Source organism: Microbacterium abyssi (genome assembly GCF_015277895.1).
GTDB classification, from domain to species: domain Bacteria; phylum Actinomycetota; class Actinomycetes; order Actinomycetales; family Microbacteriaceae; genus Microbacterium; species Microbacterium abyssi.
In genome coordinates, this window is the sequence record NZ_CP063815.1 from 1,971,091 (window position 1) to 1,997,971 (window position 26,881).

Below are 26,881 nucleotides of genomic sequence, written 5' to 3' on the forward strand. Positions count from 1 at the left end.
TGGGCCTTGCGGCTGTTCTTCCGAGAGCTCCCCGGTGATGGCCGGATCGATGCTGGTGCGTCCATTGTACGCGGCATCCGCGCGCCGGCAGGAACTTCGCAGAACAGCATGTATCTCGCAGTCCTGCGCGGAGACTCAGCGAAGAAAGTGCATTGCTGCGAGGTCCTGCGCCCCTGTGAGCGCTTGCGTGACTGCGAGACCTCGCGCCAGTCGTGCCTCACGCGCGTCGAACTGCGAGATGCAGACCCTGAGCGACCGCCCCCATGATCAGATCCTGCACCTGCGGCCACTGGAACATCATCTGCTGATAGCTGATGCGAATGACATGGAAGCCCATGAGCCGAAGCTCGGCGTCGTGCCGGATATCCTCGCTGCGCTGCGCACCGACGTGGTGCTTGCCATCGATCTGAAGCACGAGCCGCTCCCCCAGGAGTGCGTCGACGCGATGTCCCGCGATCCAGGTCTGGATGACGAGAGGGATCTGGAGCCATCGCAGCCGAGGACGCAAGTAGGTCTCCAGACCCGCATCCGCGAACGGCTGGGCTTCGGCGAGCAGACGCCTCGCCGCCGGTCGCAGCGGCAGGTTCGCCATGGCTTCGAGGGTGACCAGCTCTTTGTTGAGCGCGGACTCCCACGTTCCGAGCGCCTGTTCGAACGGCGCGCACTCTGCCACGATCGCCAGCACGTTCTCGATCGGGTCCACGAGCGCATCGGGATGCCGAGGAACGAGCGGCTTCGCCCAATGCACGCGCACGCTCTCCGGCTTCCCTCCCGCGCTGCCGGGTGTGGCGCCGACGTGCACACCCGGGTTCTGCTCGTGCACCCAGATCCCGAGGCGCCGGGCCGCGGTCACGCACGTGAGCACGACACCGTGCTGCGCGGCCGAGACGAGCTGAGGCGAAGCATCCGGCGTCGCCAGCCACCCCTGCCGGATCCGCGTGAGCGCTCTGTGGCGCAAAGCCCGATCGATCTCGGCACGGCGATGTCCCCGGTCGTTCAGCGCGGCGACGCGTGCGACGCCGCCGAGCTCGCTGACGCATTCAGCGACTCCCTGTTCTGATCGTGGATGCATCCGCCGAGAGTGCCACCGAGCACTTCCTGCCGGGTGCCGAGAACACGCGAACGGTGCGAAGCCCGGTACGAGGCCAAGCTGTGCAGGACAGGTCGACAAGGGACGTGAGTACGCAGAACGCCACGAATCTCGCAGACTTCAGCCGGATTCGTGCGAAGTTGCTGTCGTCCTGCGACGATGCTGTCGTGCGGCGAACTCACGACTCCCGGTGGTAGCCGTGCAGGTCGTCCTGGGTGCCGTTGATCCAGACCTCGGCGCCGCCGTCGGGGTCTGGGATGCGGATGGTGCGCGCGAACGCCTCATCGACGACGGATGCCGTGAACCCGGCATCCTGCAGTCGCGAAGCCAGCGCGTCCAGGTCACCGCGAGCCTCGAAGGACAGCCCGATCCGGGGCTCGCCTTCGTGCAGACCGACGGATCCGCCATCGCCCAGCATCTCGACCCACCCGCCGCGGTCGGCCGTAACACCGCCGCGGAATCCGAGCGCCTCGAGCATCGCTCGCGGCTCGGCGAGGTCGGCCTGGAACCAGATCGGCTGCACGGCGACGTCGCCCGCACCGTGCTGCGCAGCGCCCTCGGACACGGAGATCGCGATGCCGGACTCCGCCCGCACGACGAGCATCTCACCCACGCCCTCCATCGTCAGACGCTCGACGGCGAATGACGAGAGAGCGGATGCCGCGGCATCCAGATCCTCGACGACGAGGTGGATGTCGGTCGTGCCGGGACGATGCTCGGCCGTCGCGCCGTGCACGGCGAGCACGCCGTCGGCGTGGAATTCGCCCCAGGCCGCGGTGGGCGGGTAGGGCGCGATGAAGCCCAGCGCCTCGGCGAGCGCCCACCAGCGCTCGGGCTGCTCGGTGTACAGGATCTGCTGAACCACCGTCATGACTGTCCCTCCAGATATCCGCGAAGCGCCTTCTCCACGAGCGCCGACAGGCTCGTCGCCTCATCGATCGCCTGATGCTTCACGCCGCGCACGAGATCCGGCGGCAGATAGACGTTGAACTGCACCTTTGCGGCAGGCTGTTCATTTGCTTGCATGCTAGTAATATAGCACGTGCCGCAGAATAGACTCAACGGATGCCCCGCCTCCCCGATTCCCCCGCACCCCCTCGCGTCTCCGCACCCGACCTGCCCGAAGTGTTGTCGCCCGGAGTGCCCTCCCGCGCAGGCGACTTCCTCGCCACGCGATTCGCACTGACTGGCGAGGTCGATCTTGCCCACTCGAGTCTCGAGCAGTGCGTCCTCACGGCCGACGCCGACACCGTCGACCTGACCGGGGCGACGATCCTCGACGTCGACGCGACCGACCTGCGCGTCGCCTCGCTGACGCTGAAGGATGCCGGCATCCGGCGTCTGCGCATCACCGGAGGGCGCATCGGCACCCTGGACCTCACCACGGCGCGCATCGACGAGCTCGAGCTTCAGGGCGTCCGCGTCGACTACCTGACCCTCGGCGGGGCGAAGGGCGCCGACCTGCTGTTCAGCGGCTGCACCATCCGCACGCTCGACCTGCCTCAGGCCCAGCTCGTGCGCGTCCTGTTCGAGGACTGTCGCAGCGACGAGGTCGACCCGCGCGGACTGCGCGCCAAGGACGTGGACCTGCGCGGGCTGGATGCCATGGCGTACGTCGACACCAACGGTCTGAAGGGCGTCACCCTCACGAGTTACCAGGTGCAGCTGCTCGCGCCCGCTCTCGCCGCGGGCGTCGGCATCCGCGTTCAGGACTGAACGGTCCCCGGCTGGACGAGGAGCTCGGCGAGCGCCCCCAGCGCCTCGACGCCGGTGATCTCCCCTGCCACGAGCGGCACCTCGATCACGGGGATCTCCGGGAGAGCCGCATGCACCACTCCCAGATGCCGTTCCTCCACGTCGCGGCGCGCGCGCAGGAGTTCGCCGGCATCCGCAGGTGACCGCCGATTCGCGATCAGCGCGGCGATGTCGACGTGCATGCCGTTCAGCGAATCGACCACCTCGAGCGTCTCGGCCACCGGCAGCGCCTCGGCGGTGAACACCACCACGAAGCCGCAGGTCTCGGCATCCGTGATCGTGCGCTGGAGGTTCTCGAAGCGCGCACGGCGCCGCTGCAGGGTGCGCCGCAGTTCCGCCTCGCTCGAGGGGGCCTGCTCGGCCCTGCCGGTCAGCCCGCGCATCGCGGCCGAGAAGCGTTCCGAGCGATCGCGATTGCGCAGCAGCGTGTCCGTCCAGCCCGCCAGCTGCCCCGGCAGCGCCAGCAGCCTGAGCGTGTGGCCTGACGGCGCGGTGTCGAAGATGACGAGGTCGTAGTCGCCGTCGGCCAGTTCCGCGGCCTCGGCGATCCTCTCCAGCACCGCCGATTCGTGGCTGCCCGGCGCGTGCCGTGCGCGCTCGAGATGCTCCCGCGCCTGGGCGTGCTGGCGTTCGGGCAGCATCCGGATCATGGTCTGCTCGACCGCGGCCAGGTGCCGCGTGATCGTCCGCTCGGGATCGATCTCCATCCCGTCGACGCAGCCGCCGCCGGTCCCTTCGGCGAGCCGCACCGGCTCGTCCCCGACCTCGCGCTGCCAGAGATGCCCGAGGTTGTGCGCGGGATCCGTCGACACGACCAGCACGCGCGCACCGCGCCGCGCCCGCGCGAGTCCGATCGCCGATGCGAGCGACGTCTTGCCGACGCCGCCCTTGCCGCCCACGAAGAGGATGCGTCGGCGCTCGTCCATCAGCAGCATGACATCTGATCCAGCGGTGAGCGCGGCATACCCATCCGCCGATGCCACGCGTGGAAGTCCTCCGCGAGCATGGGCATCAGCTCCGCGCTGTAGTACGCGGCAGGATCCGGCACGCCGAGCGCCTCACCGAGCACGACGAGAGTGAACAGGTCGTCCTCATCGCGCCTCTCGCGGGCGAGCGTCTGCCGGTAGGGACCGGCGTAGTACTCGGTCAGGCCCGCCCGGAAGGCGGCCCAGCGCTCCGAGAAGCGCCGGGCCGCCGTGCGGTGCATCACGGATCAGACCTCCTCGCGCACCGCCTGGATGCTGGCATCCTCATCCTCCGGTTCCGGCGGATCCGCGGCCGCCTTGCGCATGGCGATGACCGCCTCGATGGCTACCCAGATGCTCGCCACGATGATGATCACGTCGAGTACGAACAGCAGCCAGTCCGGCTGCTCCGGGTTCGCGAACGAGGCCAGCTGCTCGATCGCCGCCCAGAACGACATGACGAAAACGAAGATCAGCGGCAGCAGCGCGGGCAGCGCATTGCGCCGCTTGCGGATCAGCATCACCGCGAGTATCGACAGCGTCAGGGCCGCCATCAGCTGGTTCGTCGTACCGAACAGCGGCCAGATCCGCAGGCCCCCGTCTCCGCCGAGACCCTGCGAGAAGGTCAGGCCGAGACCGACGACCACGACGACCAGGGTCGCCGGGAACTTCGTGATCCTGATATGCATCGCGTCGCCGATCTCCTGCACGACGAACCGCAGCAATCGCATGCCGGTGTCCATCGTCGTCGCCGCGAACAGCACCGCCATGGTCGCCAGGACCGTGGCGCTGAGAGACGCCGGGAGCCCGAGTCCGGTCTGCATCAGGGCCCCGCCGCCCTCGACGAATGCCCCGACACCGCCGGCGCCGAACGAGCTGTAGACCTCTTCCCACTCGGCGACCGTGCGGAAGCCGCCGATCACGGCGAGGATCGTACCGAGCGACAGCAGTCCCTCGCCGATCGCGCCGAAGTATCCGACGAAGCGCGCGTCAGGCTCCTTGTCGAGCTGCTTCGAGCTCGTGCCGGAGGACACCATGCCGTGGAACCCGGAGATGGCACCGCAGGCGATCGTGACGAATAGCAGCGGGATCATGCTCGGCGTGCCCTCCGGCACGGACATGTTGATCATCGGGGCGACGATCTCCGGCTTGTCCGCCGCGAACAGCGTGGCGATCAGCACCGCGCCGTACAGCAGGCCGAGCCCGACGAACAGCTGCACGCCGTTGATGTAGTCACGCGGCTGCAGCAGCATCCACACCGGCAGCAGTGAGGCGATGGCCCCGTAGATGAACAGGGCGAGGATCCAGAAAGTCGCCGGTCCCATGCCGAGGAAGTCGTCCGGCAGCGCGACGGGCACCTGATCGCCCACCACGATCAGTGCGTAGAGCGCCACGACGCCGACGATCGTCACGGGGACGAGCGGCCAGCGCAGCCGGTACACCGCGATGCCGACGAGCAGAGCGACCCCGATCGCACCCCAGGTGGGGATGACGGCGCTCGGCGTGCTGATCAGCAGGTCCTTGATGACGACGGCGAAGGCCGCGATCACCATCAGCAGCAGCAGGAAGATCACGACGAGGAACAGGTTCGCGCCGCGCTTGCCGATGTACCGGGCCGACAGCGCGCCGATCGAGCGCCCCTTGTTACGGGTAGAGGCCCACAGCGCACCGAAGTCGTGCATTCCGGCGAAGAACACCGTGCCGAGCGTGACCCACAGGAAGGCCGGCAGCCAGCCCCAGATCACGGCGATCGCGGGACCGACGATCGGTGCGGCTCCCGCAACCGAGGTGAAGTGGTGGCCCCACAGGATGAACTTGTTCGTCGGGACGTAGTCGACGCCGTCGTTCAGTTCGTGCGCGGGGGTCTTGAATGCCGAGTCGAGCTTGTAGACCCGTTTGGCCAGGTACTTCGAGTAGACGAGATAGCCGAAGACGAACAACGCCAGGCCTATGAACATCAGCAGGACGGGACTCATGGGAGTTTCTTCCTCTCTCGCAGCGACAGCTCTGTCCCCACGTGGTGCCCCACCGTAGCAAAGCTGGGAGAGTGCTGACAGAGGCGGGCCGGGGTGTTCAGACTCCGCCGGCGGATGCCGCGAGCAGCTCCTGCGTGAAGGGATGCTGCGGAGCGGCGAACACCGCAGCGACCGGCCCCTGCTCCACGATCACGCTGTCCTGCATCACCAGCACGTCATCGGAGACCGCCGCGACCACGTCCAGATCGTGCGACACGAAGATCATGGTCAGTCCGCGGTCGCGCTGCAGGCGTCCGAGCAGCTGCAGCACCTTCTCCCGCACCGACGGGTCGAGGGCCGACACCGGCTCGTCGAGCACCAGCACGTCGGGCTCTGCGGCAAGCGCCCGGGCGATGGCGGCGCGCTGCCGCTGACCGCCGGACAGCTGCGACGGACGCCGCCGCGCGAGTTCCGGCGCGAGGTCGACCTCCGCCATCAGCGCGGCCACGCGCGCGGCGCGTCCGCTCCGCGGCACCCCGCCCGCCGCGAGCGCCTCACGCAGCGAACGCCCGATCGTCCAGCGGGGATCGAACGCGCCCAGCGGGTTCTGATGCACGAGCTGCACCCGGTGCTCCCCACTCCAGCGCAGGTCGCCGGCGTCCGGCCTCTCGACGCCGACGATCATGCGCGCGAGGGTCGTCTTCCCCGAGCCGGACTCGCCCACGATCCCCAGCGTCTGACCCTGGAGCAGAGTGAAAGATGCCCCCTCCACGGCAGCGAGCCCCGAGAACCGGCGAGACACCTCGACCGCCGTGAGAACCGCGTCGCCGAGCCCGAACCGATCCGAGCGAGGTTCGTGCGCGGTCGCCGCGATCAGCTCCCGCGTGTACGCCTCAACCGGAGCATCCAGCACGTCCGCCACCGGACCCTGCTCGATCACGCGCCCCGCGCGCATGACCAGCACCCGGTCGGCCACGCGGCGCACCGCCGCGAAGTCGTGGCTGATGAAGACGACGGCGGTGCCGGCATCCGCGATCTCCCGCAGCAGCCCGAGTACGTGCGCCTGCACCGTCGCATCCAGCGCGGTCGTCGGCTCGTCGGCGACGAGCACCGCTGGCTCCCCGGCGAGCGCCGAGGCGATCAGCGCACGCTGCCGCAGTCCCCCGGAGAGCTCGTGCGGATACTGAGCCGCACGCACCGCAGGTGACGGCATCGCGACCGACTCCAGAAGCTCCTTCACCCTCTCGCGCCGTTCCGTGCGGGTCAGACGGGTGTGGATGGCGAGCGGCTCAGCGACCTCTGCGCCGATCCGTCGCAGCGGATCCAGCGACACCAGGGCGTCCTGCGACACGAGGCCGATGCGGTCGCCGCGCACGCGTCGCCACTGCGCCTCACTGAAGCGCAGGGCATCCACGCCGTCGACGGCGAGCGTGGCGGCCGAGACGCGCGCACCTTCGGGGGTGAGCCCGAGCAGGGCCGCGGCCGTCAGCGACTTACCGGCGCCCGATTCCCCGACGATCGCGACGCACTCCCCCGCGGCCACATCGAACGACACGCCGTCCACGAGCGTCCGGTGCCCGATCGCGACCGAGAGACCCTGCACGCTGAGCGCCGTCATGATATCCGCCCTTCCGCACGCGCCCGCAATGTGCGGCCCACGACGGTCGCCGAGATCACCGTCAGGGTGATGGCGATGCCGGGGAAGACGGCGATCCACCAGGCTGTGCCGAGCACGTTGCGTCCGCCCGCGAGCATGAGCCCCCATTCGGGGACCGGTTCGCTGGGCCCGAGACCGAGGAAGCTCAATCCGGCTATGGCGAGGATGCTCGACCCGATGCCGATCGTCGCAAGAACGCTCAGCGACCCCAGCACGCCGGGAACCACGTGGCGAGTGAACGCCTGCACCCGCGGCACCCCCAGGATCCGGGCGGCCTCGACGTGCTCGGCGAGCGCGAACGTGCGGGTCTGCACACGGGCGAGCCGCACGTACACCGGCACGGCGGCGATCGTCACGGCGATCGCCACGTTGGTCGCGCCGGGCCCCAGGATCGCGACGACGACGAGCGCCACGAGGAACTCCGGGAACGCCATCAGCACGTCGTTGATACGCATCGCGACGGCGTCCGCAGGGCGCGGGGCGATACCCGACAGAGCGCCGATCAGGAGCCCGACGACCAGCGCGAGGGCGGTCGCGAGCAGTCCGATGCCGACCGAGCGTGCTGCGCCGTGGACCACGCGGGCGAACACGTCGCGCCCGCTCTGGTCCGTGCCGAACAGGTGCGTCGCGCCGGGCGGTTCGAGCGCCGCCCGCACATCGGTGCGCAGCGGGTCGGCCTGCGCGATGAGCCCGGGGAACAGCGCCATCGCCGCGACCACGGCGAGGAAGACCAGGGCGGCGACGAGCACCACCCGTCGCGACACGCTCATCGCGGCACCTCATCGAGGACGCGCGTGCCGATGAAGTCGCGGCCGGGCGCGCCTCCGGACGCGCGTCGCTGGCGCGGGTCGAGCACTGGATGCAGCAGCTCAACCACCACGTTCACCACGACGAACACCAGCGCGCTGAACAGGATGATGCCGGTGATCACCGGCAGGTCGCGGTCGGTGATCGCGGCCAGCGTCACCCGGCCCAGCCCGGGGCGCGCGAACACCGTCTCGACGAGCACGGCCCCGCCGAGCAGCGACCCGACCAGATACGCCGTGAGCGTGAGGGCGCCCGCGGCGCCGTGCCGCAGCGTGTGGTGCGCGGTCAGCCGCACCTGACCTGCACCGCGCGCGCGGACCGTCGTTGAGAACGGCTGCCGTTCCGCTGCCTCGATGCCGTCACGGAGCACCTGCCCGAGCAGAGCCGCCACCGGCAGCGCGAGCGTCACCGCGGGCAGGACGATCGTCGCGGGATTCCGCGTGCCGGAGACCGGGAACCACCCGAGCCCGAACGCGAACACACTGAGCAGGATCAGCCCGATCCAGAACACCGGCGACGACAGCACGACCAGCTCGGCAGCGGCGACGACGCCTCGCCAGAAGCGCCCGCGCACGAACAGCGCCACGACGAGCGCCAGCACCACGGCGATGACGAGCGCGAGCGCCGTCAGCTGCAGGGTCGAGCCGAGTTGCCTTCCGATGACCTCGGTCACCGGCATCCGCAGCTGATAGGACTCGCCGAGGTCGCCCTGCACCAGCTGCCCGAGATAAGCCAGGTACTGCTCGAAGGGCGGCCGGTCGAGCCCGAGCTCTGCCCGGATGCCGTCCTTGACCGCGTCGCTCACCTGCGCCTGCGGGCCCAGCATCACCGACACCGGGTCCCCGGGGATCACCCGGAACGCGAGGAACGCCAGCGTCGCCGCGCCCCACAGGACGATGATGACGGATGCCGCTAGAGAAGCGATCCGAGCCAGAAGCGGTTTCACGACCGGATCAGCCGACCGTGACCCCGTAGAACAGCGGGCGGCCGTACAGGTCGTACTCGAGACCCGAGACGGTGTCGTTCGACGCGGTGATCAGAGACGGGCTGTAGAGCGGCACGATGGCAGTGTATTCCGCGTTCCACTGCTGCAGCTGCTGGTAGATCGCGGCGCGCGCGTCGACATCGCTGGTGGAGATGCCCTCTTCGAGCAGCGCGTCGATCTCGGGATCGGTCACCTGGGAGGCGTTCTGGAAGCCGTCGGTGTGCAGGTGGCTGCGCAGCAGGTCGCCGTCGACGCCGGAGAAGCCCCAGTCGGTGAGGTCGAACGTCTTCGGCTCGTACTGCGCGTTGTACGCACCGGGCTCGAGCACCTCGCGCTCGATCTCGAAGCCGATCTCGGCGAGGTCGGACTGGATGGCGTTGCCGAGTGCGGCCTTGTCGTCGGGCACCGGCGTCCAGGCGATCCAGCGTGCGGAGAGGCGCTCGCCGTCCTTCATGCGGATGCCGTCGCTGTCGCGCTCGGTCCAACCGGCCTCGTCGAGCAGCGCGTTCGCGGCATCCTGATCGAACGGCCACGATCCCTCGAGCGACGCGTCGTAGCCCGGCGTGGTGGACCCGAGGATGCTCCATGCTCGCGGGAACTGCCCGAAGTAGATCTCCTCCACCGCCGCATCGATGTCGATGCCGCGCGCGAACGCCTGCCGCACCTTCTCGTCGGCGAAGACGCCGTACTTCTCGTTCAGGTACAGCGAGTACGGCAGACCGGGATACTCGACCGAATCGACCGTCAGGGTGTCGGGCATCTCGACCGCGAGATTCGGCGGGATGTTGCTGGCAAGATCTGCTTCGCCGCTCTCCACCACACCGGCGCGCACGGACGCCTCGGGCAGGATCTCGACGCGCAACGTCTCGAACTTCGCGGCCTCAGCGCCGTCCGGGCCCCAGGCGTAGTCGGGATTGCGCGTGTAGACGAGCTCCTGGTCCGGTGTGTACTCGGTCAGCTCGAACGGTCCGGTGCCGACGTTGACGCCGGGGCCGCCGGCCTTGAGCTGATCGGCCGAACTCTCCAGCACGGCGGGTGAGTAGAAGCCGAGCTGCGCGGTGCTGGCCGCCTGCAGGAACGGCGAGTACGGCTGGCTGAACTTCACCTCGACCGTGTACTCATCGATGGCGGTCGTGCCCTCGTAGAAGTCGGCACCGAGCATGCTGGCTGCCTGTGCGGATGCCGTCTCAGGGTCGACGATGCGGTCGAAGTTCGCTTTCACGGCCTCAGCGTCGAACGGCTCGCCGTCGTGGAAGGTGACGTCGTCGCGCAGTTCGAACGTGTACGTGGTGCTGTCGTCCGAAACGGTCCAGTCGCTGGCGAGCCACGGCGAGAACGAGCCGTCGGCCTCCTGGAACACCAACGAGTCGAGGACCACCCGCTGCACCATGCTCGACACGTCCAGCTGGCTCGTCTGCGGGTCCATGTGCCCGGCGGCGAGATTCGCACCCTCGATGGCCCAGACGACCTCGCCATCGCCGTCCGCGCCGCCCTGTTCGGCGGTGCCGGCACAGGCGCTGAGCAGCAGTGCGGATGCCGCGACGACGGCGGTGATGGGCAGAATACGGCGCACGAGCGGAGTGGGCATGCGAATCCTCGGAAAAGTTGAAGGGGGGGTCAGTCAACTCTACCGGTGGTTTTTGGACAGGGTCGATTTAGCTCCGAACCTGTCAAGCACACGGATCGCTAGACTGGTCTGCACATCCCACACACTCAGGCACGTACACACCGTGCCGCATACATCGCTCGAGGAGACCTTCATGGCTGCGTCCACACCGAACCAGATTCCCGACAAGCCGGTACTCGAAGGTCTCGAGACGAAGTGGGACGGCGTCTGGGCGGAGCAGGGCACCTACCTGTTCGACCGCCTCCGCGCAGCGGAGCTCGGTCGCGACGGCGTCTACTCGATCGATACGCCTCCGCCGACGGCATCCGGCTCGCTCCACATCGGTCACGTGTTCTCGTACACGCACACCGACGTCAAGGCCCGCTACGAGCGCATGCGCGGCAAGAGCGTCTTCTACCCGATCGGCTGGGACGACAACGGCCTGCCGACCGAGCGCCGCGTGCAGAACTTCTACGGCGTGCGCGTCGATCCCACCCTCCCCTACGACACGGACTTCACGCCGCCCTACGAGGGCAACGCGAAGAGCCTGAAGGCCGCCGACCAGCAGCCGATCAGCCGGCGCAACTTCATCGAGCTGTGCGAGCGCCTCACCGTCGAGGACGAGAAGCAGTTCGAAGACGTCTTCCGTCAGCTCGGCCTCAGCGTCGACTGGACGCAGACCTACCGCACGATCTCCGATGAGACGATCCGGCAGAGCCAGCTCGGATTCATCCGCAACCACGAGCGCGGCGAGGCCTACCAGGCGCTCGCCCCGACGCTGTGGGACGTCGACTTCCGCTCGGCGATCGCGCAGGCAGAGCTCGAGGATCGCGACCAGCAGGCCTCGTACCACCGCATCGCGTTCCACAAGACCGACGGCTCCGGCGACATCCACATCGAGACGACGCGCCCCGAGCTGCTCGCGGCCTGCGTCGCCCTGGTCGCGCACCCCGAGGACGAGCGCTACCAGCCATACTTCGGCCAGACGGTGCGCACACCGCTGTTCGACGTCGAGGTGCCCGTGCTCGCGCACCACCTCGCCCAGCAGGACAAGGGCTCCGGCATCGCGATGGTCTGCACCTTCGGTGACGTCACCGACATGATCTGGTGGCGCGAGCTCGATCTGCCGAACCGCACGATCCTGGGCCTCGACGGTCGCGTGATCGCGGAGGCTCCGGAGGCGATCACCTCGGATGCCGGCACCGCCGCCTACGCCGAGCTCGCCGGCAAGACCGTCTTCAGCGCCAAGAAGCGCGTCGTCGAGCTGCTCGAGGAGACCGGCGAGCTGCTCGAGGTGTCGAAGCCCTTCAACCACGCTGTGAAGTACTTCGAGAAGGGCGACCGCCCGCTCGAGATCGTCTCGACCCGCCAGTGGTACATCCGCAACGGTGCGCGCGACGAGGCACTGCGCGAGCAGCTTCTCGAGCATGGCAAGGAGCTGCAGTGGCACCCCGACTTCATGCGCGTGCGCTACGAGAACTGGGTCGGCGGGCTCACCGGTGACTGGCTCGTCTCCCGTCAGCGCTTCTTCGGCGTGCCCCTCCCGGTCTGGTACGGCCTGGACGAGAACGGCGAACGCGACTACGACCGCGTCCTCATGGCGTCGCCCGAGCAGCTGCCGATCGACCCCACCGCCGATGTCCCCGCCGGCTACACCGAGGATCAGCGTGGCACTGCCGGAGGCTTCGAGGCGGAGACCGACATCCTCGACACCTGGGCCACCTCGTCGCTGACCCCGCAGCTCGCGGGCGGATGGCAGCGCGATGAAGAGCTGTGGGACCTTGTCGCTCCGTTCGACGTGCGTCCGCAGGCACAGGACATCATCCGCACCTGGCTTTTCTCGACCATGCTGCGCTCGACGCTCGAAGACGGCCGCTCGCCGTGGAAGCACGCCTCGATCTCGGGCTTCATCGTCGACCCCGACCGCAAGAAGATGTCCAAGTCGAAGGGCAACGTCGTCACGCCTGCCGACATCCTGGAGAAGCACGGTTCGGATGCCGTGCGCTACTGGGCGGCTTCGAGCCGCCTGGGCGTGGATGCCGCGTTCGACCCGCAGAACCCGACGCAGATGAAGATCGGCCGCCGCCTGGCGATCAAGATCCTCAACGCCGCGAAGTTCGTGCTGTCGTTCCCGGTGCCGGAAGGCGCCCAGGTCACGCATGCGCTGGATGCCTCGATGCTCGCCGCCCTCGATGAGGTCGTCGCCGACGCGACCAAGGCGTTCGACGCATTCGACCACGCCAGAGCGCTGGAGGTCACCGAGTCGTTCTTCTGGACGTTCTGCGACGACTACCTCGAGCTCGTCAAGGAGCGCGCCTACGACCAGACCGACGTGGGGCAGCCGTCCGCCGCGCTCGCGCTGCGCATCGCGCTTTCGACACTGCTGCGCCTGCTGGCGCCGGTCGTCTCGTTCGCGACCGAGGAGGCATGGAGCTGGTTCGAGGAGGGCTCGATCCACACCGCCGATTGGCCCACCGCGGGTGAGCTCGCCGGGGGCGACCCGTCGGTGCTGTCCGCTGCCAGTGCGGCGCTGATCGGCATCCGCCGCGCCAAGACCGAGGCGAAGGCCTCGCAGAAGACGCCCGTGTCGCGGGCCGTGATCACGGCTCCCGCTGCGTCGCTCGAGGCGCTGCGCGCCGCGGCCGGCGACCTCAGTGCCGTCGGCCGCATCGCCGAGCTCGAGATCGTGGAGGGCGCTGAGCTCGCCGTGACCGAGATCGAGCTGGCGCCCGTGGAGGAGAGCTGATGCAGCTGGGCACGCGCTGGGCGACAGGATCGGATGCTCCGGCATCCGTTCCCGCGGAGTTGCTGCCGGCGATCGCCGAAGTCGAGGGTCGAGGTCTGAGCGGCATGTGGACGCTCACCTGGCTGGAAGGTCGGCCGATCGCCGAGCTGGATGCCGGGTGGGAAGTCCTGCTCACGGCATCCGGCGACGTCATCGCCCGCCCCTTCGAGGACTGAGCGTCCGCGAAGAGCTCACTCCGCTACAGACGGCTACGACTCGCTGCGCTCGCTCAGCCCGTTTCGGCTTCGTCGCTCCGCGACTGCGCTCAACGACCCGCATGGGCAAACACTCAGAAGCGTTGAGCATCACCCCGCGGGTCGTTGAGCGAGCGCAGCGAGACGAAACGCGTTGAGCGGAGGCGCCGCAGGCGACGTAGTCGAAACGTCGGCTTCCCCGGACGCCCCCTAGCGCCCTGACAGTCCGACCTGCGCCAGCATGTGGTCCGCCGCTCGCGGATCGGCCTTGCGTGTCTGCTCGGCCTGGATCGCGACGAGCATCGCCTCGTGGCGATCCTGGCGGCGCTCGGCACGTCGCGTCGCCCACCGCGTGACGGTCTCGGCGAGCCGGATCGATCCACGCTCGAATGCGGTCGCGCCACGCGGAACCGCGTAGGTGCGAGCCATCACCACTGCACTCATGATGCGGTCTCCTTCTTGTTCGTGAGGTTCCTCAGCGGGAAGACGTCGGCGCGCACGCTCACGCGGCGCACGCCGTCCCCCTTCTGCCCGCGGTAGGTGTCCGCCGCTTCGTCGATGACGACTTCGATCCTGCGGATGAGGTCGGTGGTCTGCTCCGCGGTCATGCTGATGCCGCTCGTCATCGACGCGCTGGCATCGGCCCATGCGGCCGGCTCCTTGTCGATGCGGCCGCTGAAGAACTCCATGAGCTCCTCATGGCGACGACGGTGGATCTCGGTGACGGCGACCTGGAGCGCAGCCTCGCCGGCGGGCGATCCCTGCACGGCGCGGGAGTCGTAGATGATGCCGCCGGGCGGGCGCTCCCACCACCGTTCGCGGCCGGCGCGTTCACCCTCGACCTCACGGATGAGATCGTGTCGGGCGAGCGCGCGCAGGTGATAGCTGGTCGCCCCCGACGACTCCCCGAGGATCTCGGCGAGCGTGCTGGCTGTCTGCGGACCCTCCTGCGCAAGGATGTCGAAGATCCGCACCCGCAGCGGGTGCGACAGCGCGCGCAGCGCACCGGCATCCAGAACTCGGCGGTCTCCGCCGATAGGGCGCTTCTCGTTCTCGGTCATGAAGCAAAGATATCGTTGCAAAGCTTTCTTTGCAACCGTTTCTTTGCGTGACAGTCGAGGTCGGCCGTAGGCTCGTGGGATGACCGATGTCGCGAACCCGCTCCTCACGCCTTCCGTCCTCCCCTACGCACTGCCGGACTACGCGGCGATCCGCCCCGAGCACTATCTCCCGGCGTTCCGCGCGGCCTTCGATGAGCACCTGGCCGAGATCAGCGCCATCACCCGCGTGCGTTCGATGCCGTCGGTCCAGAACACGATGGTGCCGCTCGAGCAGTCCGGCGCCATGCTCGAGCGGGTGGCACACGCGTTCTACACGGTGAGTTCGGCGGATGCGACAGCCGAGATCCAGGCGATTGACGAGGAGCTCGCTCCCCTGATGGCCGCGCACGAGGACTCGATCCGCCTTGACGGGCAGCTTTACTGGCGGGTCAAGACGCTGCACGAGCAGCTCGACGACCTCGAGCTCGACTCCGAGAGCCGCTACCTCGTCGAGCGGCACTTCCGTGAGATGACGCACGCCGGAGCCGGCCTCGACGACGAGGCGAAGTCAGCCCTGACGGCGCTGAATCAGCAGCTGTCCACGCTCACGACGACGTTCGAGAAGAACCTGCTCGCCGACACGAACGACCTCGCCGTCTTCTTCGAGACGGCCGAGGAGCTCGACGGACTCGCTGCCGGCGAGCTCTCCGCGGCCGCTCGGGCGGCGGCCGATCGCGGCCACGACGGCGGATTCCTCATCACGCTGCCGCTGTTCACCGGGCATCCCTATCTGTCGTCGCTGACCGACCGTGAGAGCCGTCGCCGCATCATGGCGGCGTCGAGGTCGCGCGCGGCGCGCGGCAATGCGCACGACAATCGCGTCGTGCTGACCGAGATCGTCGCTCTGCGCGCCGAGCGCGCAGCTCTCCTGGGCTACCCCTCGCACGCGGCGTACGTGACGGCGGACGAGACGGCCGGAAACCCGGATGCCGTCTCGGATCTGCTGCACAGGCTCGCCCCGGCCGCGGCATCCAACGCGCGTTCGGAGCAGGCGGCGCTGCAGGCGATCATCGACGAGACGGAGGGGCAGCCGTTCGCTCTCGAGGCGCACGACTGGGCGTTCTACACCGAGAAGGTGCGCGCGGCGGAGTACGACATCGACACCGCCGCGCTGCGCCCCTGGTTCGAGGCCGAGCGCATGCTGCAGGACGGCGTCTTCCACGCCGCGACGCAGCTGTACGGAGTGACGTTCACCGAGCGCGACGACCTCGTCGCCTACCACCCGGGCGCCCGCGTCTTCGAGGTCTTCAACCCCGGCGGGTCGCCGCTCGGGCTCTACGTACTGGACCTTTACACGCGCGACACCAAGCGCGGCGGCGCGTGGATGAACCCGATCGTGAGCCAGTCCGCCCTGCGCGGCACGGCACCGGTCGTGGTCAACAATCTCAACGTCGCGCAGCCGGGCGACGGGCAGCCGACCCTGCTGACGCTGGACGAGGTCACGACCCTTTTCCACGAGTTCGGTCACGCGCTGCACGGCCTGTTCGCGACCGTGAACTACCCGCACTTCGCCGGTACCAACGTGTTCCGCGATTTCGTCGAGTTCCCCAGCCAGGTCAACGAGATGTGGATCCTGTGGCCCGAGGTGCTCGACAACTACGCCCGCCACTATGAGACCGGTGAGCCGCTGGATGCGGCGATCGTCGAGCGGTTGCGCGCGACGGAGGCGTTCAACCAGGGCCACGACACGAGCGAGTACCTGGCCGCCGCGTGGCTGGATCAGGCGTGGCACCGGATCGGTTCCTCGGATGCCGTGACCGATGTCGCCGCGTTCGAAGCCGCTGCTCTCGCCGAGATCGGACTCGACAACCCCGCCGTGCCGACCCGCTACTCGTCGGCCTACTTCGCGCACGTCTTCGCCGGCGGCTACAGCGCCGGGTACTACTCGTACATCTGGAGCGAGGTGCTCGATGCCGACACAGTGGAGTGGTTCCGCGAGAACGGTGGTCTCGCGCGTGAGAACGGCGATCGATTCCGCGCGCGGCTGCTCGGCGTCGGCGGCGCGAAGGACCCTCTCGGAGCGTACCGCGACTTCCGCGGTCGCGACGCTGAGATCACCCCGCTGCTGAAGCGCCGCGGGCTGGGATGACGCGCCGCTCGAACTTCGCACGAAAGCAGGAACTTCGTAAAGATCTCACGATTCGCTGCGAGATTCGTGTCGTTCTGCGTTGTTCCGGCGCAGTCAGGCGTGATCAGAGGTGTGCAGTCGCCTTGTACCAGGTCAGCTGGTGGAAGCTCTGCGGCAGGTGCTCACCGAGGCCGGCGAGCGGAAGCACACGCACGGTGATCAGCTCACCGTCGTCCGGCGATGGGTCCGACGCTTGCGTGCAGTTGTGCGCGAGGAAGTGGTGCACGCGGTTGGTGTGGTTGCCGAAGTTCGCCCAGGTGGCGCCGAGGTCGACGATCTCGCCGGCCTCGTAGCCGGTCTCCTCACGCAGCTCTCGGACCGCCGCATCCTGTGGCGACTCGTCGGACTCGACGGCACCACCGATCGTGCCGAGCGCCACGATTCCGGCGCCGTGGCGGTACTCCTCGACGACGATCGCGTCACCGTCGGTGTTCAGCGCGAGGACCGAGACCCACTCGGCTGGCTCGAGGACGTAGTACGGCGCGATGGTGCGGCCGGCGGCGTCAACGCAGGTGTCGGCGCGAAGCCGGATCCACCGGTCTGCGACGACGGTCGCCGAGTCGACGATCTTCCACGGCGCAGGGGGCACCGGCTCCTCTGCCATGAGAAGACCTCACGCGCTCTTGCGCTTGCGCTCCATAACGACGGTGGGCGGGGCGCCCTCGTCGACGGACGCGCGGGTGACGACGACCTTCTTCACATCCTCCGCCGACGGGATCTCGAACATGATCGGCCCGAGCACGTCTTCGAGGATCGCGCGCAGACCGCGGGCACCGGTCTTGCGCTCGACGGCGAGGTCGGCGATCGATCGGAGCGCGTCCTCTTCGAAGTCGAGTTCGACGCCGTCGATCTCGAACATGCGCTGGTACTGCTTGACCAGTGCGTTGCGGGGCCCTGTCAGGATGTCGATCAGCGCGTCCTGGTCGAGCGGCGAGACGGATGCCACGATCGGGAGGCGACCGATGAACTCCGGGATCAGACCGAACTTGTGCAGGTCTTCGGGCAGCACCTCGCTGAAGAGGTCGAGATCCTTGGTCTTGTCGTGCAGCGGAGCGCCGAACCCGACGCCGTGCTTGCCCACGCGGGACGACACGATGTCCTCGAGCCCCGCGAAGGCACCGGCGACGATGAACAGCACGTTCGACGTGTCGATCTGCAGGAATTCCTGATGCGGGTGCTTGCGACCGCCCTGCGGCGGTACGGAGGCGACGGTGCCCTCGATGATCTTCAGCAGAGCCTGCTGCACGCCCTCACCCGACACATCGCGGGTGATCGAGGGGTTCTCGGACTTGCGGGCGATCTTGTCGATCTCATCGATATAGATGATCCCCTGCTCGGCGCGCTTCACGTCGTAATCGGCGGCCTGGATGAGCTTGAGGAGGATGTTCTCGACGTCCTCGCCGACATACCCGGCTTCGGTCAGCGCCGTCGCATCTGCCACCGCGAACGGCACGTTGAGCCGCTTCGCGAGCGTCTGCGCGAGGTACGTCTTACCGCAGCCGGTCGGGCCGATCATGAGGATGTTGCTCTTGGCGATCTCGACCTCGTCGGCCTTCTGCTCGGCGAGCTGCAGCGTGCCGTGCGCGCGGACGCGCTTGTAGTGGTTGTACACCGCCACCGACAGCGAGCGCTTGGCCTGCTCCTGCCCGACGACGTACTCCTCGAGGAAGGCGTAGATCTCCCGCGGCTTGGGCAGCTCGAAATCCGCGACGCCTTCGGCGGACGACTCCGCCATGCGCTCTTCGATGATCTCGTTGCACAACTCGACGCACTCGTCGCAGATGTACACACCGGGGCCAGCGATGAGCTGCTGCACCTGCTTCTGGCTCTTTCCGCAGAACGAGCATTTGAACAGGTCAGCGCTTTCACCGATTCGGGCCATGCGCATCCTCCTTGGAGAGCCTGAGAGACATCTTCGAGCCTAACCTCTCCCTCAGACACTCAGCCGCATTGGCCGCGGTTGTGATCAGATCATGCTCTTCGGGTGCCACACCGTCTTCGTCTCGGTGAACGCCGCGATGCGCTCCGGCGACGCCGTCACGTCTCCCGGGGGCAGCACGCGCTTGAGCGTGTCGGCCGCAGAAATCTGCAGGTCGACCCACTCCAGCGACCCTGCACCGGCGAGATCGAGGGCGTTGACGTCTGCGTGCGAGGCGAGCCAGGGCGCGATCTCCGCCGGTGACCCGGTCAGGACGTTCACGACTCCCCCTGGCACGTCGCTGGTCGCGAGCACCTCGGCGAGGCTGATGGCGGACAGTGGATGCTGCTCACTGGCCACGACCACGACCGTGTTGCCGGCGACGAGCGCCGGCGCCACGACGGAGACGAGCCCGAGCAGCGCCGAGTCCTGCGGCGCGACGATCGCCACGACGCCGGTCGGCTCCGGAACGGAGATGTTGAAGTAGGGGCCGGCGACCGGGTTGGCGTTGCCCGCGATCTGGGCGTACTTGTCGCACCAGCCCGCGTACCAGACCCACAGGTCGATGGCCTCGTCGACCTGGGCACTGGCGGCCGCCGCCGACACTCCCTCCTGAGCGGTGATCTCGTCGATGAACTGCGCCCGGCGCCCCTCGAGGACCTCGGCGACGCGGTACAGCACCTGTCCACGGTTGTACGCCGTCGCGCCGGACCAGCCCTTCACCGCCGCGCGGGCGGCCACGACGGCATCCCGAGCGTCCTTGCGGGAGCCCTTGGCGGCGTTCGCGAGGAAAGCGCCCTTGGCCGAGAGCACCTCGTAGGTGCGGCCGGACTCGCTGCGCGGGAACGCCCCGCCGATCGCGAGCTTGTACGTCTTCGGAACAGTCAGTCGTCTGCTCATGCTGCGGCTCCCTTGAGGTAGGCGGTGAGACCGTGGCGGCCGCCCTCGCGGCCGTATCCGGATTCCTTGTAACCGCCGAACGGACTGGCCGGGTCGAAGCGGTTGAACGTGTTCGCCCACACGACCCCGGCGCGCAGCCGGTCTGCGACGGCGAGGATGCGCGAGCCCTTATCGGTCCAGATACCCGCCGACAGTCCGTACGGGGTGTTGTTCGCCTTGGCGATGGCCTCGGCTGGCGTGCGGAAGGTCAGCACCGAAAGCACGGGGCCGAAGACCTCGTCCCGGGCGATCCGGTGGGATGCCTCGACGCCGGTGAAGATGGTCGGAGCGAACCAGAAGCCCTTGTCCGGGATGGCGCAGTCGGCCGTCCAGCGCTCCGCACCCTCGGCCTCGCCGATGTCGCTGAGCTCGCGGATTCGGGCGAGCTGCGCGGCGGAGTTGATCGCGCCGATGTCGGTGTTCTTGTCGAGCGGGTCGCCCAGGCGCAGCGTCGACAGGCGGGTCTTCAGTCGGTCGATGACCTCGTCGTGGACAGACTCCTGCACGAGCAGGCGGCTGCCGGCGCAGCAGACATGGCCCTGGTTGAAGAAGATGCCGTTGACGATTCCCTCGACGGCCTGATCGATCGGCGCATCATCGAACACGATGTTGGCGGCCTTGCCGCCGAGCTCGAGCGTGACCTTCTTCTCGGTGCCGGCGACGGCCTTGGCGATGTCGCGTCCGACGCCGGTCGAACCGGTGAAGGCGACCTTGTCGACCTCGGGGTGACGCACGAGCGTCGCACCGGTGGAGCCGGCGCCGGTGACGATGTTCACGACGCCGGCAGGCAGATCAGCCTGCTGCAGGATCTCCGCGAAGATCAGCGCCGTCAGCGGCGTGGTCTCAGCGGGCTTGAGCACGACTGTGTTGCCCGCGGCGAGAGCGGGGGCGATCTTCCACGCGAGCATGAGAAGCGGGAAGTTCCACGGGATGATCTGCCCGGCGACGCCGTGCGCGCGGGGGTTCGCGCCGAGGCCCGCATAGTCGAGCTTGTCGGCCCAGCCGGCGTAGTAGAAGAACCAGGATGCGACGAGGGGAACATCCACGTCACGGCTCTCCTTGATCGGCTTGCCGTTGTCGAGGCTCTCGGCGACCGCGAGCTCGCGAGCGCGCTCCTGCACGAGGCGGGCGATGCGGAAGAGGTACTTGCCGCGGTCGCGTCCGCTCATCTTCGACCACACCCTGTCATAGGCGCGACGCGCGGCGGTGACCGCGCGGTCGATGTCCTCGTCCGACGCGCCGGCGATCTCGGCGATGTGCGATTCGTCGGCAGGCGAGATGGTCGTGAAGCTCTTGCCCGTGCCGTCGACGAACTCACCGTCGATGAACAGGCCGTAGCTGTCACGGAGGTTCAGGATCGCCTTCGATTCGGGCGCCGGAGCATATTCCAGGAATGACATGTTTCTGTTTCCCTCAGTCGATCGTGACGTAGTCGGGGCCGGAGTAATGGCCGGTCGTGAGCTTCTGACGCTGCAGGAGCACGTCGTTGAGCAGGCTCGACGCACCGAATCGGAACAGATGCGGCTGCAGCCATTCCTCACCCGCGGTCTCGGCGACGGTCACCACGTACTTGATGGCGTCCTTCGAGGTGCGGATGCCGCCAGCCGGCTTCACGCCGATCTTCTCGCCGGTCCCGCGGTACCAGTCGCGGACCGTCTCGAGCATGAGCAGAGTGGTCGGCAGCGTGGCCGCAGGCTGCACCTTGCCGGTGGAGGTCTTGATGAAGTCGCCGCCGGCGAGGATGCCGAGCCACGACGCCCGCTTGATGTTGTCGTAAGTGTTCAGCTCACCGGTCTCGAGGATCACCTTGAGCGAGGCGTAGGTGCCGTCCTCGCGGCGGCAGGCCTCCTTCACCGCGGCGATCTGGTCGAACACGAGTCCGTAGCGACCGGAGAGGAACGCACCGCGATCGATCACCATGTCGATCTCGTCGGCACCCGCCGCCACCGCCTCGGCGGTGTCGGCGAGCTTGATCGCGAGCGACGAGCGTCCGCTCGGGAATGCCGTCGCCACGGCGGCGACCGAGATCTTCCCGTCGTCCGGGTCGCCGTGCAGCGCACCGAGTGCCTCGACGGCGTGACCGACCATGTCGCCGTACACGCAGACGGCTGCGACGAGCGGGGTCGAGGGGTCGGCGGCATCCGGCGTCTTCGCCTTGGCGACGAGCGAACGCACCTTCCCAGGAGTGTCGGCGCCCTCGAGGGTGGTGAGGTCGATCAGCGAGATGATCTTGTCGATCGCCCAGGCCTTCGAGGTGGTCTTGATCGAGCGGGTGCCGAGACCGGCCGCGCGCTGCTCGAGTCCGGTCGCGTCGACGCCGGGAAGGCCGTGCAGGAACCGGCGAAGCGTCGCATCGTCGGGCTCACCGCCCAGCACGTCCACCGCAGTGCGGCGGGTCAGTTCTGTGGTCGTCATCGTTCCTCCAACAATGCTCGGGCTGTGGTCTCGTCGGTCACCAGAACGCTGCACAGGCCGCTGGTCACGACTGTACGCGCGATGTCATGCTTCGCGCTCCCCGCGGTGACGAAGATCGCCTGCTTCGCGGTGCGCAGACGGTCCAGGCTCACGCCGACCGTTCGCGCGTCGAGCTGCGGATCGACGACGTTGCCGTCCGCATCGATGTAGCGGCCCAGCACGTCGCCGACCGCACCGCGCCGGGCGAGCTCCTCGACGTCGGCGGGCTTCAGGTAGCCGTTCTCGACGTGCGCCGACGTCGCATCGGCGGGGCCGGCGGAGAAGAGATGGGTCTGCGCGTCGGCGGCCTGCTCGAGGATGCCGGCAACGGTACGATCGGCCTCGATCGCCTGCTTCGTCTCGACGCGTTCGAGGATCGCGGGACTCGGCAGCAGTGTCGCCTGACCGCCGGCGCGCTGGGCGATGGTCATGGCGAGACCCGCCGCTCCCCCCGATCGCCGGTTGAGGCTGACGCCGCCGTTGAGCTGCACGACGGCGACTCCGGTGGCCCAGCCCACCGGCAGCGCGTCGGCCACGGCGGTGAGCGTGCGGCCCCAGCTGACGGCGAGCGTGCGCGGCACCGGACGGAGGGCCGCGAGGTGGTCGGCCGCCGCCTGCGCGACCCGGTCGAGCTCGGCGCCCTCGTCATCGGGAACCGGGACGACCACGGCATCCGCAAGGCCGAACCGCTCGGCGAGCTCGCGCTCGAGACCGAGCCGGCGGGCGCGCGGGTGCACGATCTCGATCCGGACGATGCCCTTCTCGCGTGCGTGGGTGAGGAGCCGCCCGACCTTCCAGCGGGAGATCTTCAGAAGGGCGCCGATCTCGTCCTGCGTCTTGGCCTCGTCGTAGTAGAGCTCGGCGACTCGCACGGTGAGCAGATCCTCGTCCACGGCATCCTCCCTTCTGCACACCAGCGTACGCTCGAGCACGCACGCGCGCATCCGCGTGCTCAGATGAGCAGAAGGCGTGAGAGCTGTGCACATCTGCGAGGAGACGACGAAGGGCGGCAGTCGCAGTGACTGCCGCCCTTCGTGATCAGTGACCTCAGGAACGCTTGCGCGTGGTGAGCACCTGGTCGACGATGCCGTACTCGAGCGCCTCGGCGGCCGAGAGGATCTTGTCGCGGTCGATGTCCTTGTTGACCTGCTCGACCGGCTTACCGGTGTGCCTGGCCATGGTCTCCTCGAGCCACGTGCGCATGCGCAGGATCTCGGCGGCCTGGATCTCGATGTCGGAGGCCTGGCCGTGTCCGGCCTCGCCCATCGCCGGCTGGTGCATGAGCACACGTGCATTGGGCAGCGCGAGGCGCTTTCCCGGTGCGCCCGCCGCCAGCAGCACGGATGCCGCGGATGCCGCCTGCCCGAGCACGACCGTCTGGATCTGCGGCGCGACGTACTGCATCGTGTCGTAGATCGCGGTCATCGCGGTGAACGAGCCACCGGGCGAGTTGATGTACATCGTGATGTCACGCTCGGCATCCTGGCTCTCCAGGACGAGCAGCTGCGCCATCACGTCGTCGGCCGATGCGTCGTCGACCTGCACGCCGAGGAAGATCACGCGGTCTTCGAACAGCTTGTTGTACGGGTCCTGACGCTTGAAGCCGTATGCGGTGCGTTCCTCGAACTGCGGGAGGACGTAGCGGCTGGAAGGCATGTTGCCGGCAGCGCGGAAGGTGGGTGTGTACATGAGAGTGCTCTCGCTTTCCGCTTACTTGCTGTCCTGGTCGGTGCCGCCGCCGCCGATGACGTCGGAGGCCGACTCACGGATGTGATCGACGAAGCCGTATTCGAGCGCCTCCTCGGCGGTGAACCAGCGGTCGCGGTCGCCGTCAGCGTCGATCTGTTCGACCGACTTGCCGGTCTGGGCAGACGTGATCTCGGCCAGGCGGCGCTTCATCGACAGGATCAGCTGAGCCTGGGTCTGGATGTCGCTGGACGTGCCACCGAAGCCGCCGTGCGGCTGGTGCAGCAGCACGCGGGCGTTCGGGGTGATGTAGCGCTTGCCCTTCGTGCCGGCAGTCAGCAGGAGCTGACCCATGGATGCCGCCATGCCGATGCCGACGGTGACGATGTCGTTCGGCACGAACTGCATCGTGTCGTAGATCGCCATACCCGCGGTGATCGAGCCACCAGGCGAGTTGACGTAGAGATAGATGTCCTTCTCCGAGTCCTCTGCGGCGAGAAGGAGGATCTTCGCGCAGATCTCATTGGCGTTCTCGTCACGCACCTCCGAGCCCAGCCAGATGATGCGGTCCTTCAGCAGCCTGTCGAAGACGCTGGTCGCGACAAGGGGTTCAGCCATTTCAAGCTCCTGTTTCCGTGTTCGGTGATTCGAATCTACCGGCGACGACGCAGCCCTCAGGTCGTGTTCGCCGTCGGCATATCAGGTGTCGCGTTCGGCGATCTCACGCGCGTAGGCGGCGACGGAGCGCCGATACTGCGGCAGGTGCGGCGCCAGCGTCTCCAGTGCGACGGATGCCGCGGCCGAGGCGTCTCCCGCAGAGACGAGCGCCAGCGCATAGAACGCCGCCGCCGCATCCGCGAGTTCCCCGCCGCGTTCGCGCTCCTCCTGCAGCATGCGCAGGCTCTCGTCGACGCGACCGAGATTGCGCAGGGTGCTCGCCAGTTGAATCGTCGCCTGCGCCCGCCGCGACTCGTCCAGCCCGCCCGAGAGCGCTCGCCGGTAATAGGATTCCGCCGCCATTTCCGCGCCTGCGGAATCTCGCGCTCCGGCCCGCTCGAACAGGGCGACCGGGTCGTCGACAGGCCGCTCGGCGGCGATCCGGTCGATCTGGCGCACCCGTTCGTCGTCGGTGATCGTCTCATCGGCCCACGCCGCGTCGATGCGATCCTGCCAGTCGTTCATGCTTCTCCTCGGATACGCGAGAAGGCGGATGCCGAAGCATCCGCCTTCTCGTCAGAATCGCAGTGCGATCACTCGGCCTTGTCGGCGGCCTTCTTGGCCGGAGCCTTCTTGGCGGCCGGCTTCTTGGCGGGAGCCTTCTTCGCAGCCGGCTTCTCGTCAGCGGCCTCGTCGGCCTTCTTGGCGGGAGCCTTCTTCGCGGCGGGCTTCTTGGCCGGAGCCTTCTTCGCGGCGGGCTTCTCGTCAGCCTTCTCCTCAGCGGCCTCGTCCTCATCGTCGACAGCGACGAGGCTCGACAGGTCGACGGACTTGCCGTTGGAGTCGACGACCTTGACCTTGCCGAGCGCGATCGCGAGGGCCTTGTTACGGGCGACCTCTCCGACGAGCGCGGGGAGCTGGTTCGACGACTGCAGCGCCTCGACGAACTCCTGCGGCGCCATGCCGTACTGCGCGGCGGACTGAATCAGGTACTGGCTGAGCTCCTCCTGCGAGACCTGCACGTCGGACTGCTCGGCGATCGTGTCGAGCAGCACCTGGGTGCGGAACTGCTTCTCGCTCGCCTCGGTGACCTCGGCGCGGTGCTCGTCATCCTCGAGACGGTTCTCGGACTCGAGGTGGTTGTGCACCTCGTCCTCGATGAGCTGCGGTGGGACGGGGATCTCGATCTTCTCGAGAAGCGCCTCGATGAGCTGGTCGCGGGCGGCGGAGCCCTGAGCGAAGACGCCCTGCTCGTTCACGCGCTCGGCGAGACTGTCGCGCAGCTCGGCGATGGTGTCGAACTCGCTGGCGATCTGCGCGAAGTCGTCGTCGGCCTCCGGAAGCTCGCGCTCCTTGACGGACTTGATGCTGACGGAGACCTCGGCCTCTTCACCGGCGTGGTCGCCGCCGACGAGCTTGGAGCGGAACGTGGTGTCCTCACCGGCGGTCAGAGACTCGACGGCGTCGTCGATGCCCTCGAGCAGCTCGCCGGAGCCGACCTCGTAGGAGACGCCCTCGGCGCGGTCGATCTCGGCGCCTTCGATGGTCGCGACGAGGTCGAGTTCGACGAAGTCGCCCTTGGCAGCCGGGCGGTCGACGGGGATCAGCGTGCCGAAGCGGGCGCGCAGGTTGTCGAGCTCGGCATCCAGCGCCGCCTCGTCAGCCTCGACGGCGTCGACCGTCAGGGTGATCTCGGAGAGCTCGGGCACCTCGATCTCGGGCCGCACGTCGACCTCGACCTCGACGATCAGGTCGCCGGTGAAGTCCTTCTCGTTCGGCCACTGGGTGATGTCGGCCGACGGGCGTCCGACGATGCGCAGGCTGTGCTCGCCCGCGGCCTCGCGGAAGAACTTGTCGAGACCCTCGTTGACCGCGTGCTCGATGACGGCGCCGCGACCGATGCGCTGGTCGATGATGGGAGCCGGGACCTTGCCCTTGCGGAAGCCGGGGATCTGGACGTCCTGCGCGATGTGCTCGTAGGCGTGGGTGATGCTGGGCTTGAGGTCGTCCGGGGTGACCGTGATGGTGAGCTTGGCCCGGGTCGGGGTCAGCTTCTCAACGGTGCTGTTCGCCATGCTGGTGTGTTCTCCTTTGGATTTCCGCGCGACAGGCGCGGCCTGAGGTCGAGGGGCCGTGGTCGGGGCGCGTCCCCAGGCGGCCGCGAGCAGTGTGAAGCCCGACCCGTCGGGTCGGCCATCTC

Annotated in this window: 26 protein-coding genes; 4 read left to right on the forward strand and 22 right to left on the reverse strand. The window is 68.2% G+C overall.

Annotation, left to right across the window (positions count from 1 at the left end):
- Positions 1-217: 217 nt before the first annotated feature.
- The 3 genes from IM776_RS09555 to IM776_RS09565 form a co-directional block, all read right to left on the reverse strand.
- Positions 218-1,072: an endonuclease domain-containing protein gene (locus tag IM776_RS09555; protein ID WP_194419840.1), complete on the reverse strand. Its 855-nt coding sequence runs from the start codon at positions 1,070-1,072 to the stop codon at positions 218-220.
- Positions 1,073-1,268: 196 nt separating this feature from the next.
- A complete protein-coding gene (locus IM776_RS09560; protein ID WP_194419841.1) occupies positions 1,269-1,961 on the reverse strand; it encodes a VOC family protein in 693 nt (230 codons plus the stop codon).
- Complete coding sequence (locus IM776_RS09565; protein WP_194419842.1) at positions 1,958-2,116, reverse strand: ribbon-helix-helix domain-containing protein; 159 nt, start codon at positions 2,114-2,116, stop codon at positions 1,958-1,960. The genes IM776_RS09560 and IM776_RS09565 overlap by 4 nt, the downstream gene beginning before the upstream one ends.
- A 39-nt stretch (positions 2,117-2,155) precedes the next feature.
- Here IM776_RS09565 and IM776_RS09570 point away from each other — a divergent pair, with 39 nt between their 5' ends.
- The gene (locus tag IM776_RS09570) at positions 2,156-2,806 is read left to right on the forward strand and encodes a pentapeptide repeat-containing protein (RefSeq protein ID WP_194419843.1); all 651 of its coding nucleotides are present in this window, start codon (positions 2,156-2,158) and stop codon (positions 2,804-2,806) included.
- Here IM776_RS09570 and IM776_RS09575 read toward each other — a convergent pair.
- The 7 genes from IM776_RS09575 to IM776_RS09605 form a co-directional block, all read right to left on the reverse strand.
- Positions 2,797-3,828, reverse strand: coding sequence for an ArsA family ATPase (locus IM776_RS09575; RefSeq protein WP_323740940.1), 1,032 nt, complete (start codon positions 3,826-3,828; stop codon positions 2,797-2,799). The genes IM776_RS09570 and IM776_RS09575 overlap by 10 nt on opposite strands.
- Positions 3,771-4,052, reverse strand: a complete 282-nt coding sequence (locus IM776_RS09580) for a cory-CC-star protein (protein WP_194422589.1) — start codon at positions 4,050-4,052, stop codon at positions 3,771-3,773. The genes IM776_RS09575 and IM776_RS09580 overlap by 58 nt, the downstream gene beginning before the upstream one ends.
- A gap of 6 nt (positions 4,053-4,058) precedes the next feature.
- Positions 4,059-5,786, reverse strand: a complete 1,728-nt coding sequence (locus tag IM776_RS09585; protein WP_194419844.1) for a carbon starvation CstA family protein — start codon at positions 5,784-5,786, stop codon at positions 4,059-4,061.
- Between the two features lie 97 nt (positions 5,787-5,883).
- Entirely contained in the window at positions 5,884-7,383 is a 1,500-nt protein-coding gene (locus IM776_RS09590) for a dipeptide ABC transporter ATP-binding protein (protein ID WP_194419845.1), read from the reverse strand.
- Complete coding sequence (locus IM776_RS09595; RefSeq protein WP_194419846.1) at positions 7,380-8,192, reverse strand: ABC transporter permease; 813 nt, start codon at positions 8,190-8,192, stop codon at positions 7,380-7,382. Before IM776_RS09595 ends, IM776_RS09590 begins: the two co-directional genes overlap by 4 nt.
- Positions 8,189-9,175: an ABC transporter permease gene (locus tag IM776_RS09600; RefSeq protein WP_194419847.1), complete on the reverse strand. Its 987-nt coding sequence runs from the start codon at positions 9,173-9,175 to the stop codon at positions 8,189-8,191. Before IM776_RS09600 ends, IM776_RS09595 begins: the two co-directional genes overlap by 4 nt.
- Positions 9,176-9,182: 7 nt before the next feature.
- A complete protein-coding gene (locus IM776_RS09605) occupies positions 9,183-10,802 on the reverse strand; it encodes an ABC transporter substrate-binding protein (RefSeq protein ID WP_194419848.1) in 1,620 nt (539 codons plus the stop codon).
- A 172-nt stretch (positions 10,803-10,974) separates the two neighbouring features.
- Here IM776_RS09605 and valS point away from each other — a divergent pair, with 172 nt between their 5' ends.
- Both valS and IM776_RS09615 read left to right on the forward strand, forming a co-directional pair.
- Positions 10,975-13,566 (forward strand): valine--tRNA ligase, encoded by a 2,592-nt coding sequence (gene valS / locus IM776_RS09610; RefSeq protein WP_194419849.1) that lies wholly within the window; start codon positions 10,975-10,977, stop codon positions 13,564-13,566.
- Positions 13,566-13,781 carry a hypothetical protein gene (locus tag IM776_RS09615; protein ID WP_194419850.1) on the forward strand — a complete coding sequence of 72 codons (216 nt, stop codon included), beginning with the start codon at positions 13,566-13,568 and terminating at the stop codon, positions 13,779-13,781. The genes valS and IM776_RS09615 overlap by 1 nt, the downstream gene beginning before the upstream one ends.
- Before the next feature lie 228 nt (positions 13,782-14,009).
- Here the strand turns inward: IM776_RS09615 and IM776_RS09620 are convergent, their stop codons facing one another.
- Both IM776_RS09620 and IM776_RS09625 read right to left on the reverse strand, forming a co-directional pair.
- On the reverse strand, positions 14,010-14,243 hold the full coding sequence (locus IM776_RS09620; protein WP_194419851.1) for a hypothetical protein: 234 nt from the start codon (positions 14,241-14,243) through the stop codon (positions 14,010-14,012).
- A complete protein-coding gene (locus IM776_RS09625) occupies positions 14,240-14,860 on the reverse strand; it encodes an ArsR/SmtB family transcription factor (RefSeq protein ID WP_194419852.1) in 621 nt (206 codons plus the stop codon). The genes IM776_RS09620 and IM776_RS09625 overlap by 4 nt, the downstream gene beginning before the upstream one ends.
- 79 nt (positions 14,861-14,939) lie before the next feature.
- Between IM776_RS09625 and IM776_RS09630 the strand changes: the two genes are divergently transcribed.
- Positions 14,940-16,988, forward strand: a complete 2,049-nt coding sequence (locus IM776_RS09630; RefSeq protein ID WP_194419853.1) for a M3 family metallopeptidase — start codon at positions 14,940-14,942, stop codon at positions 16,986-16,988.
- A gap of 103 nt (positions 16,989-17,091) precedes the next feature.
- Here the strand turns inward: IM776_RS09630 and IM776_RS09635 are convergent, their stop codons facing one another.
- From IM776_RS09635 to tig, 10 genes are all read right to left on the reverse strand, one after another.
- Positions 17,092-17,631: an NUDIX hydrolase gene (locus tag IM776_RS09635; protein WP_194419854.1), complete on the reverse strand. Its 540-nt coding sequence runs from the start codon at positions 17,629-17,631 to the stop codon at positions 17,092-17,094.
- A gap of 9 nt (positions 17,632-17,640) precedes the next feature.
- Complete coding sequence (gene clpX / locus IM776_RS09640) at positions 17,641-18,909, reverse strand: ATP-dependent Clp protease ATP-binding subunit ClpX (RefSeq protein ID WP_194419855.1); 1,269 nt, start codon at positions 18,907-18,909, stop codon at positions 17,641-17,643.
- 84 nt (positions 18,910-18,993) lie between these two features.
- Positions 18,994-19,845: an aldehyde dehydrogenase family protein gene (locus IM776_RS09645; protein ID WP_194419856.1), complete on the reverse strand. Its 852-nt coding sequence runs from the start codon at positions 19,843-19,845 to the stop codon at positions 18,994-18,996.
- Positions 19,842-21,284 carry an aldehyde dehydrogenase family protein gene (locus IM776_RS09650; protein ID WP_194419857.1) on the reverse strand — a complete coding sequence of 481 codons (1,443 nt, stop codon included), beginning with the start codon at positions 21,282-21,284 and terminating at the stop codon, positions 19,842-19,844. The genes IM776_RS09645 and IM776_RS09650 overlap by 4 nt, the downstream gene beginning before the upstream one ends.
- A gap of 13 nt (positions 21,285-21,297) precedes the next feature.
- The gene (gene deoC, locus IM776_RS09655) at positions 21,298-22,299 is read right to left on the reverse strand and encodes a deoxyribose-phosphate aldolase (protein WP_147039390.1); all 1,002 of its coding nucleotides are present in this window, start codon (positions 22,297-22,299) and stop codon (positions 21,298-21,300) included.
- A complete protein-coding gene (locus tag IM776_RS09660) occupies positions 22,296-23,252 on the reverse strand; it encodes a sugar-binding transcriptional regulator (RefSeq protein ID WP_228479702.1) in 957 nt (318 codons plus the stop codon). Before IM776_RS09660 ends, deoC begins: the two co-directional genes overlap by 4 nt.
- A gap of 133 nt (positions 23,253-23,385) precedes the next feature.
- The gene (locus tag IM776_RS09665; RefSeq protein WP_194419858.1) at positions 23,386-24,027 is read right to left on the reverse strand and encodes an ATP-dependent Clp protease proteolytic subunit; all 642 of its coding nucleotides are present in this window, start codon (positions 24,025-24,027) and stop codon (positions 23,386-23,388) included.
- Between the two features lie 21 nt (positions 24,028-24,048).
- The gene (locus IM776_RS09670; protein ID WP_194419859.1) at positions 24,049-24,642 is read right to left on the reverse strand and encodes an ATP-dependent Clp protease proteolytic subunit; all 594 of its coding nucleotides are present in this window, start codon (positions 24,640-24,642) and stop codon (positions 24,049-24,051) included.
- An 81-nt stretch (positions 24,643-24,723) separates the two neighbouring features.
- Positions 24,724-25,206 (reverse strand): tetratricopeptide repeat protein, encoded by a 483-nt coding sequence (locus tag IM776_RS09675; protein WP_194419860.1) that lies wholly within the window; start codon positions 25,204-25,206, stop codon positions 24,724-24,726.
- 68 nt (positions 25,207-25,274) lie between these two features.
- Positions 25,275-26,756 (reverse strand): trigger factor, encoded by a 1,482-nt coding sequence (gene tig, locus IM776_RS09680; RefSeq protein ID WP_194419861.1) that lies wholly within the window; start codon positions 26,754-26,756, stop codon positions 25,275-25,277.
- Between the last annotated feature and the right edge of the window lie 125 nt (positions 26,757-26,881).

Bases quoted from the DNA above. Each gene is read 5' to 3' on its own strand.
- IM776_RS09555 (WP_194419840.1), bottom strand. From the start codon at position 1,072: ATGCATCCACGATCAGAACAGGGAGTCGCTGAATGCGTCAGCGAGCTC.
- IM776_RS09560 (WP_194419841.1), bottom strand. From the start codon at position 1,961: ATGACGGTGGTTCAGCAGATCCTGTACACCGAGCAGCCCGAGCGCTGG.
- IM776_RS09565 (WP_194419842.1), bottom strand. From the start codon at position 2,116: ATGCAAGCAAATGAACAGCCTGCCGCAAAGGTGCAGTTCAACGTCTAT.
- IM776_RS09570 (WP_194419843.1), top strand. From the start codon at position 2,156: ATGCCCCGCCTCCCCGATTCCCCCGCACCCCCTCGCGTCTCCGCACCC.
- IM776_RS09580 (WP_194422589.1), bottom strand. From the start codon at position 4,052: ATGCACCGCACGGCGGCCCGGCGCTTCTCGGAGCGCTGGGCCGCCTTC.
- IM776_RS09585 (WP_194419844.1), bottom strand. From the start codon at position 5,786: ATGAGTCCCGTCCTGCTGATGTTCATAGGCCTGGCGTTGTTCGTCTTC.
- IM776_RS09590 (WP_194419845.1), bottom strand. From the start codon at position 7,383: ATGACGGCGCTCAGCGTGCAGGGTCTCTCGGTCGCGATCGGGCACCGG.
- IM776_RS09595 (WP_194419846.1), bottom strand. From the start codon at position 8,192: ATGAGCGTGTCGCGACGGGTGGTGCTCGTCGCCGCCCTGGTCTTCCTC.
- IM776_RS09605 (WP_194419848.1), bottom strand. From the start codon at position 10,802: ATGCCCACTCCGCTCGTGCGCCGTATTCTGCCCATCACCGCCGTCGTC.
- valS (WP_194419849.1), top strand. From the start codon at position 10,975: ATGGCTGCGTCCACACCGAACCAGATTCCCGACAAGCCGGTACTCGAA.
- IM776_RS09615 (WP_194419850.1), top strand. From the start codon at position 13,566: ATGCAGCTGGGCACGCGCTGGGCGACAGGATCGGATGCTCCGGCATCC.
- IM776_RS09620 (WP_194419851.1), bottom strand. From the start codon at position 14,243: ATGAGTGCAGTGGTGATGGCTCGCACCTACGCGGTTCCGCGTGGCGCG.
- IM776_RS09625 (WP_194419852.1), bottom strand. From the start codon at position 14,860: ATGACCGAGAACGAGAAGCGCCCTATCGGCGGAGACCGCCGAGTTCTG.
- IM776_RS09630 (WP_194419853.1), top strand. From the start codon at position 14,940: ATGACCGATGTCGCGAACCCGCTCCTCACGCCTTCCGTCCTCCCCTAC.
- IM776_RS09635 (WP_194419854.1), bottom strand. From the start codon at position 17,631: ATGGCAGAGGAGCCGGTGCCCCCTGCGCCGTGGAAGATCGTCGACTCG.
- clpX (WP_194419855.1), bottom strand. From the start codon at position 18,909: ATGGCCCGAATCGGTGAAAGCGCTGACCTGTTCAAATGCTCGTTCTGC.
- IM776_RS09645 (WP_194419856.1), bottom strand. From the start codon at position 19,845: ATGAGCAGACGACTGACTGTTCCGAAGACGTACAAGCTCGCGATCGGC.
- IM776_RS09650 (WP_194419857.1), bottom strand. From the start codon at position 21,284: ATGTCATTCCTGGAATATGCTCCGGCGCCCGAATCGAAGGCGATCCTG.
- deoC (WP_147039390.1), bottom strand. From the start codon at position 22,299: ATGACGACCACAGAACTGACCCGCCGCACTGCGGTGGACGTGCTGGGC.
- IM776_RS09665 (WP_194419858.1), bottom strand. From the start codon at position 24,027: ATGTACACACCCACCTTCCGCGCTGCCGGCAACATGCCTTCCAGCCGC.
- IM776_RS09670 (WP_194419859.1), bottom strand. From the start codon at position 24,642: ATGGCTGAACCCCTTGTCGCGACCAGCGTCTTCGACAGGCTGCTGAAG.
- IM776_RS09675 (WP_194419860.1), bottom strand. From the start codon at position 25,206: ATGAACGACTGGCAGGATCGCATCGACGCGGCGTGGGCCGATGAGACG.
- tig (WP_194419861.1), bottom strand. From the start codon at position 26,756: ATGGCGAACAGCACCGTTGAGAAGCTGACCCCGACCCGGGCCAAGCTC.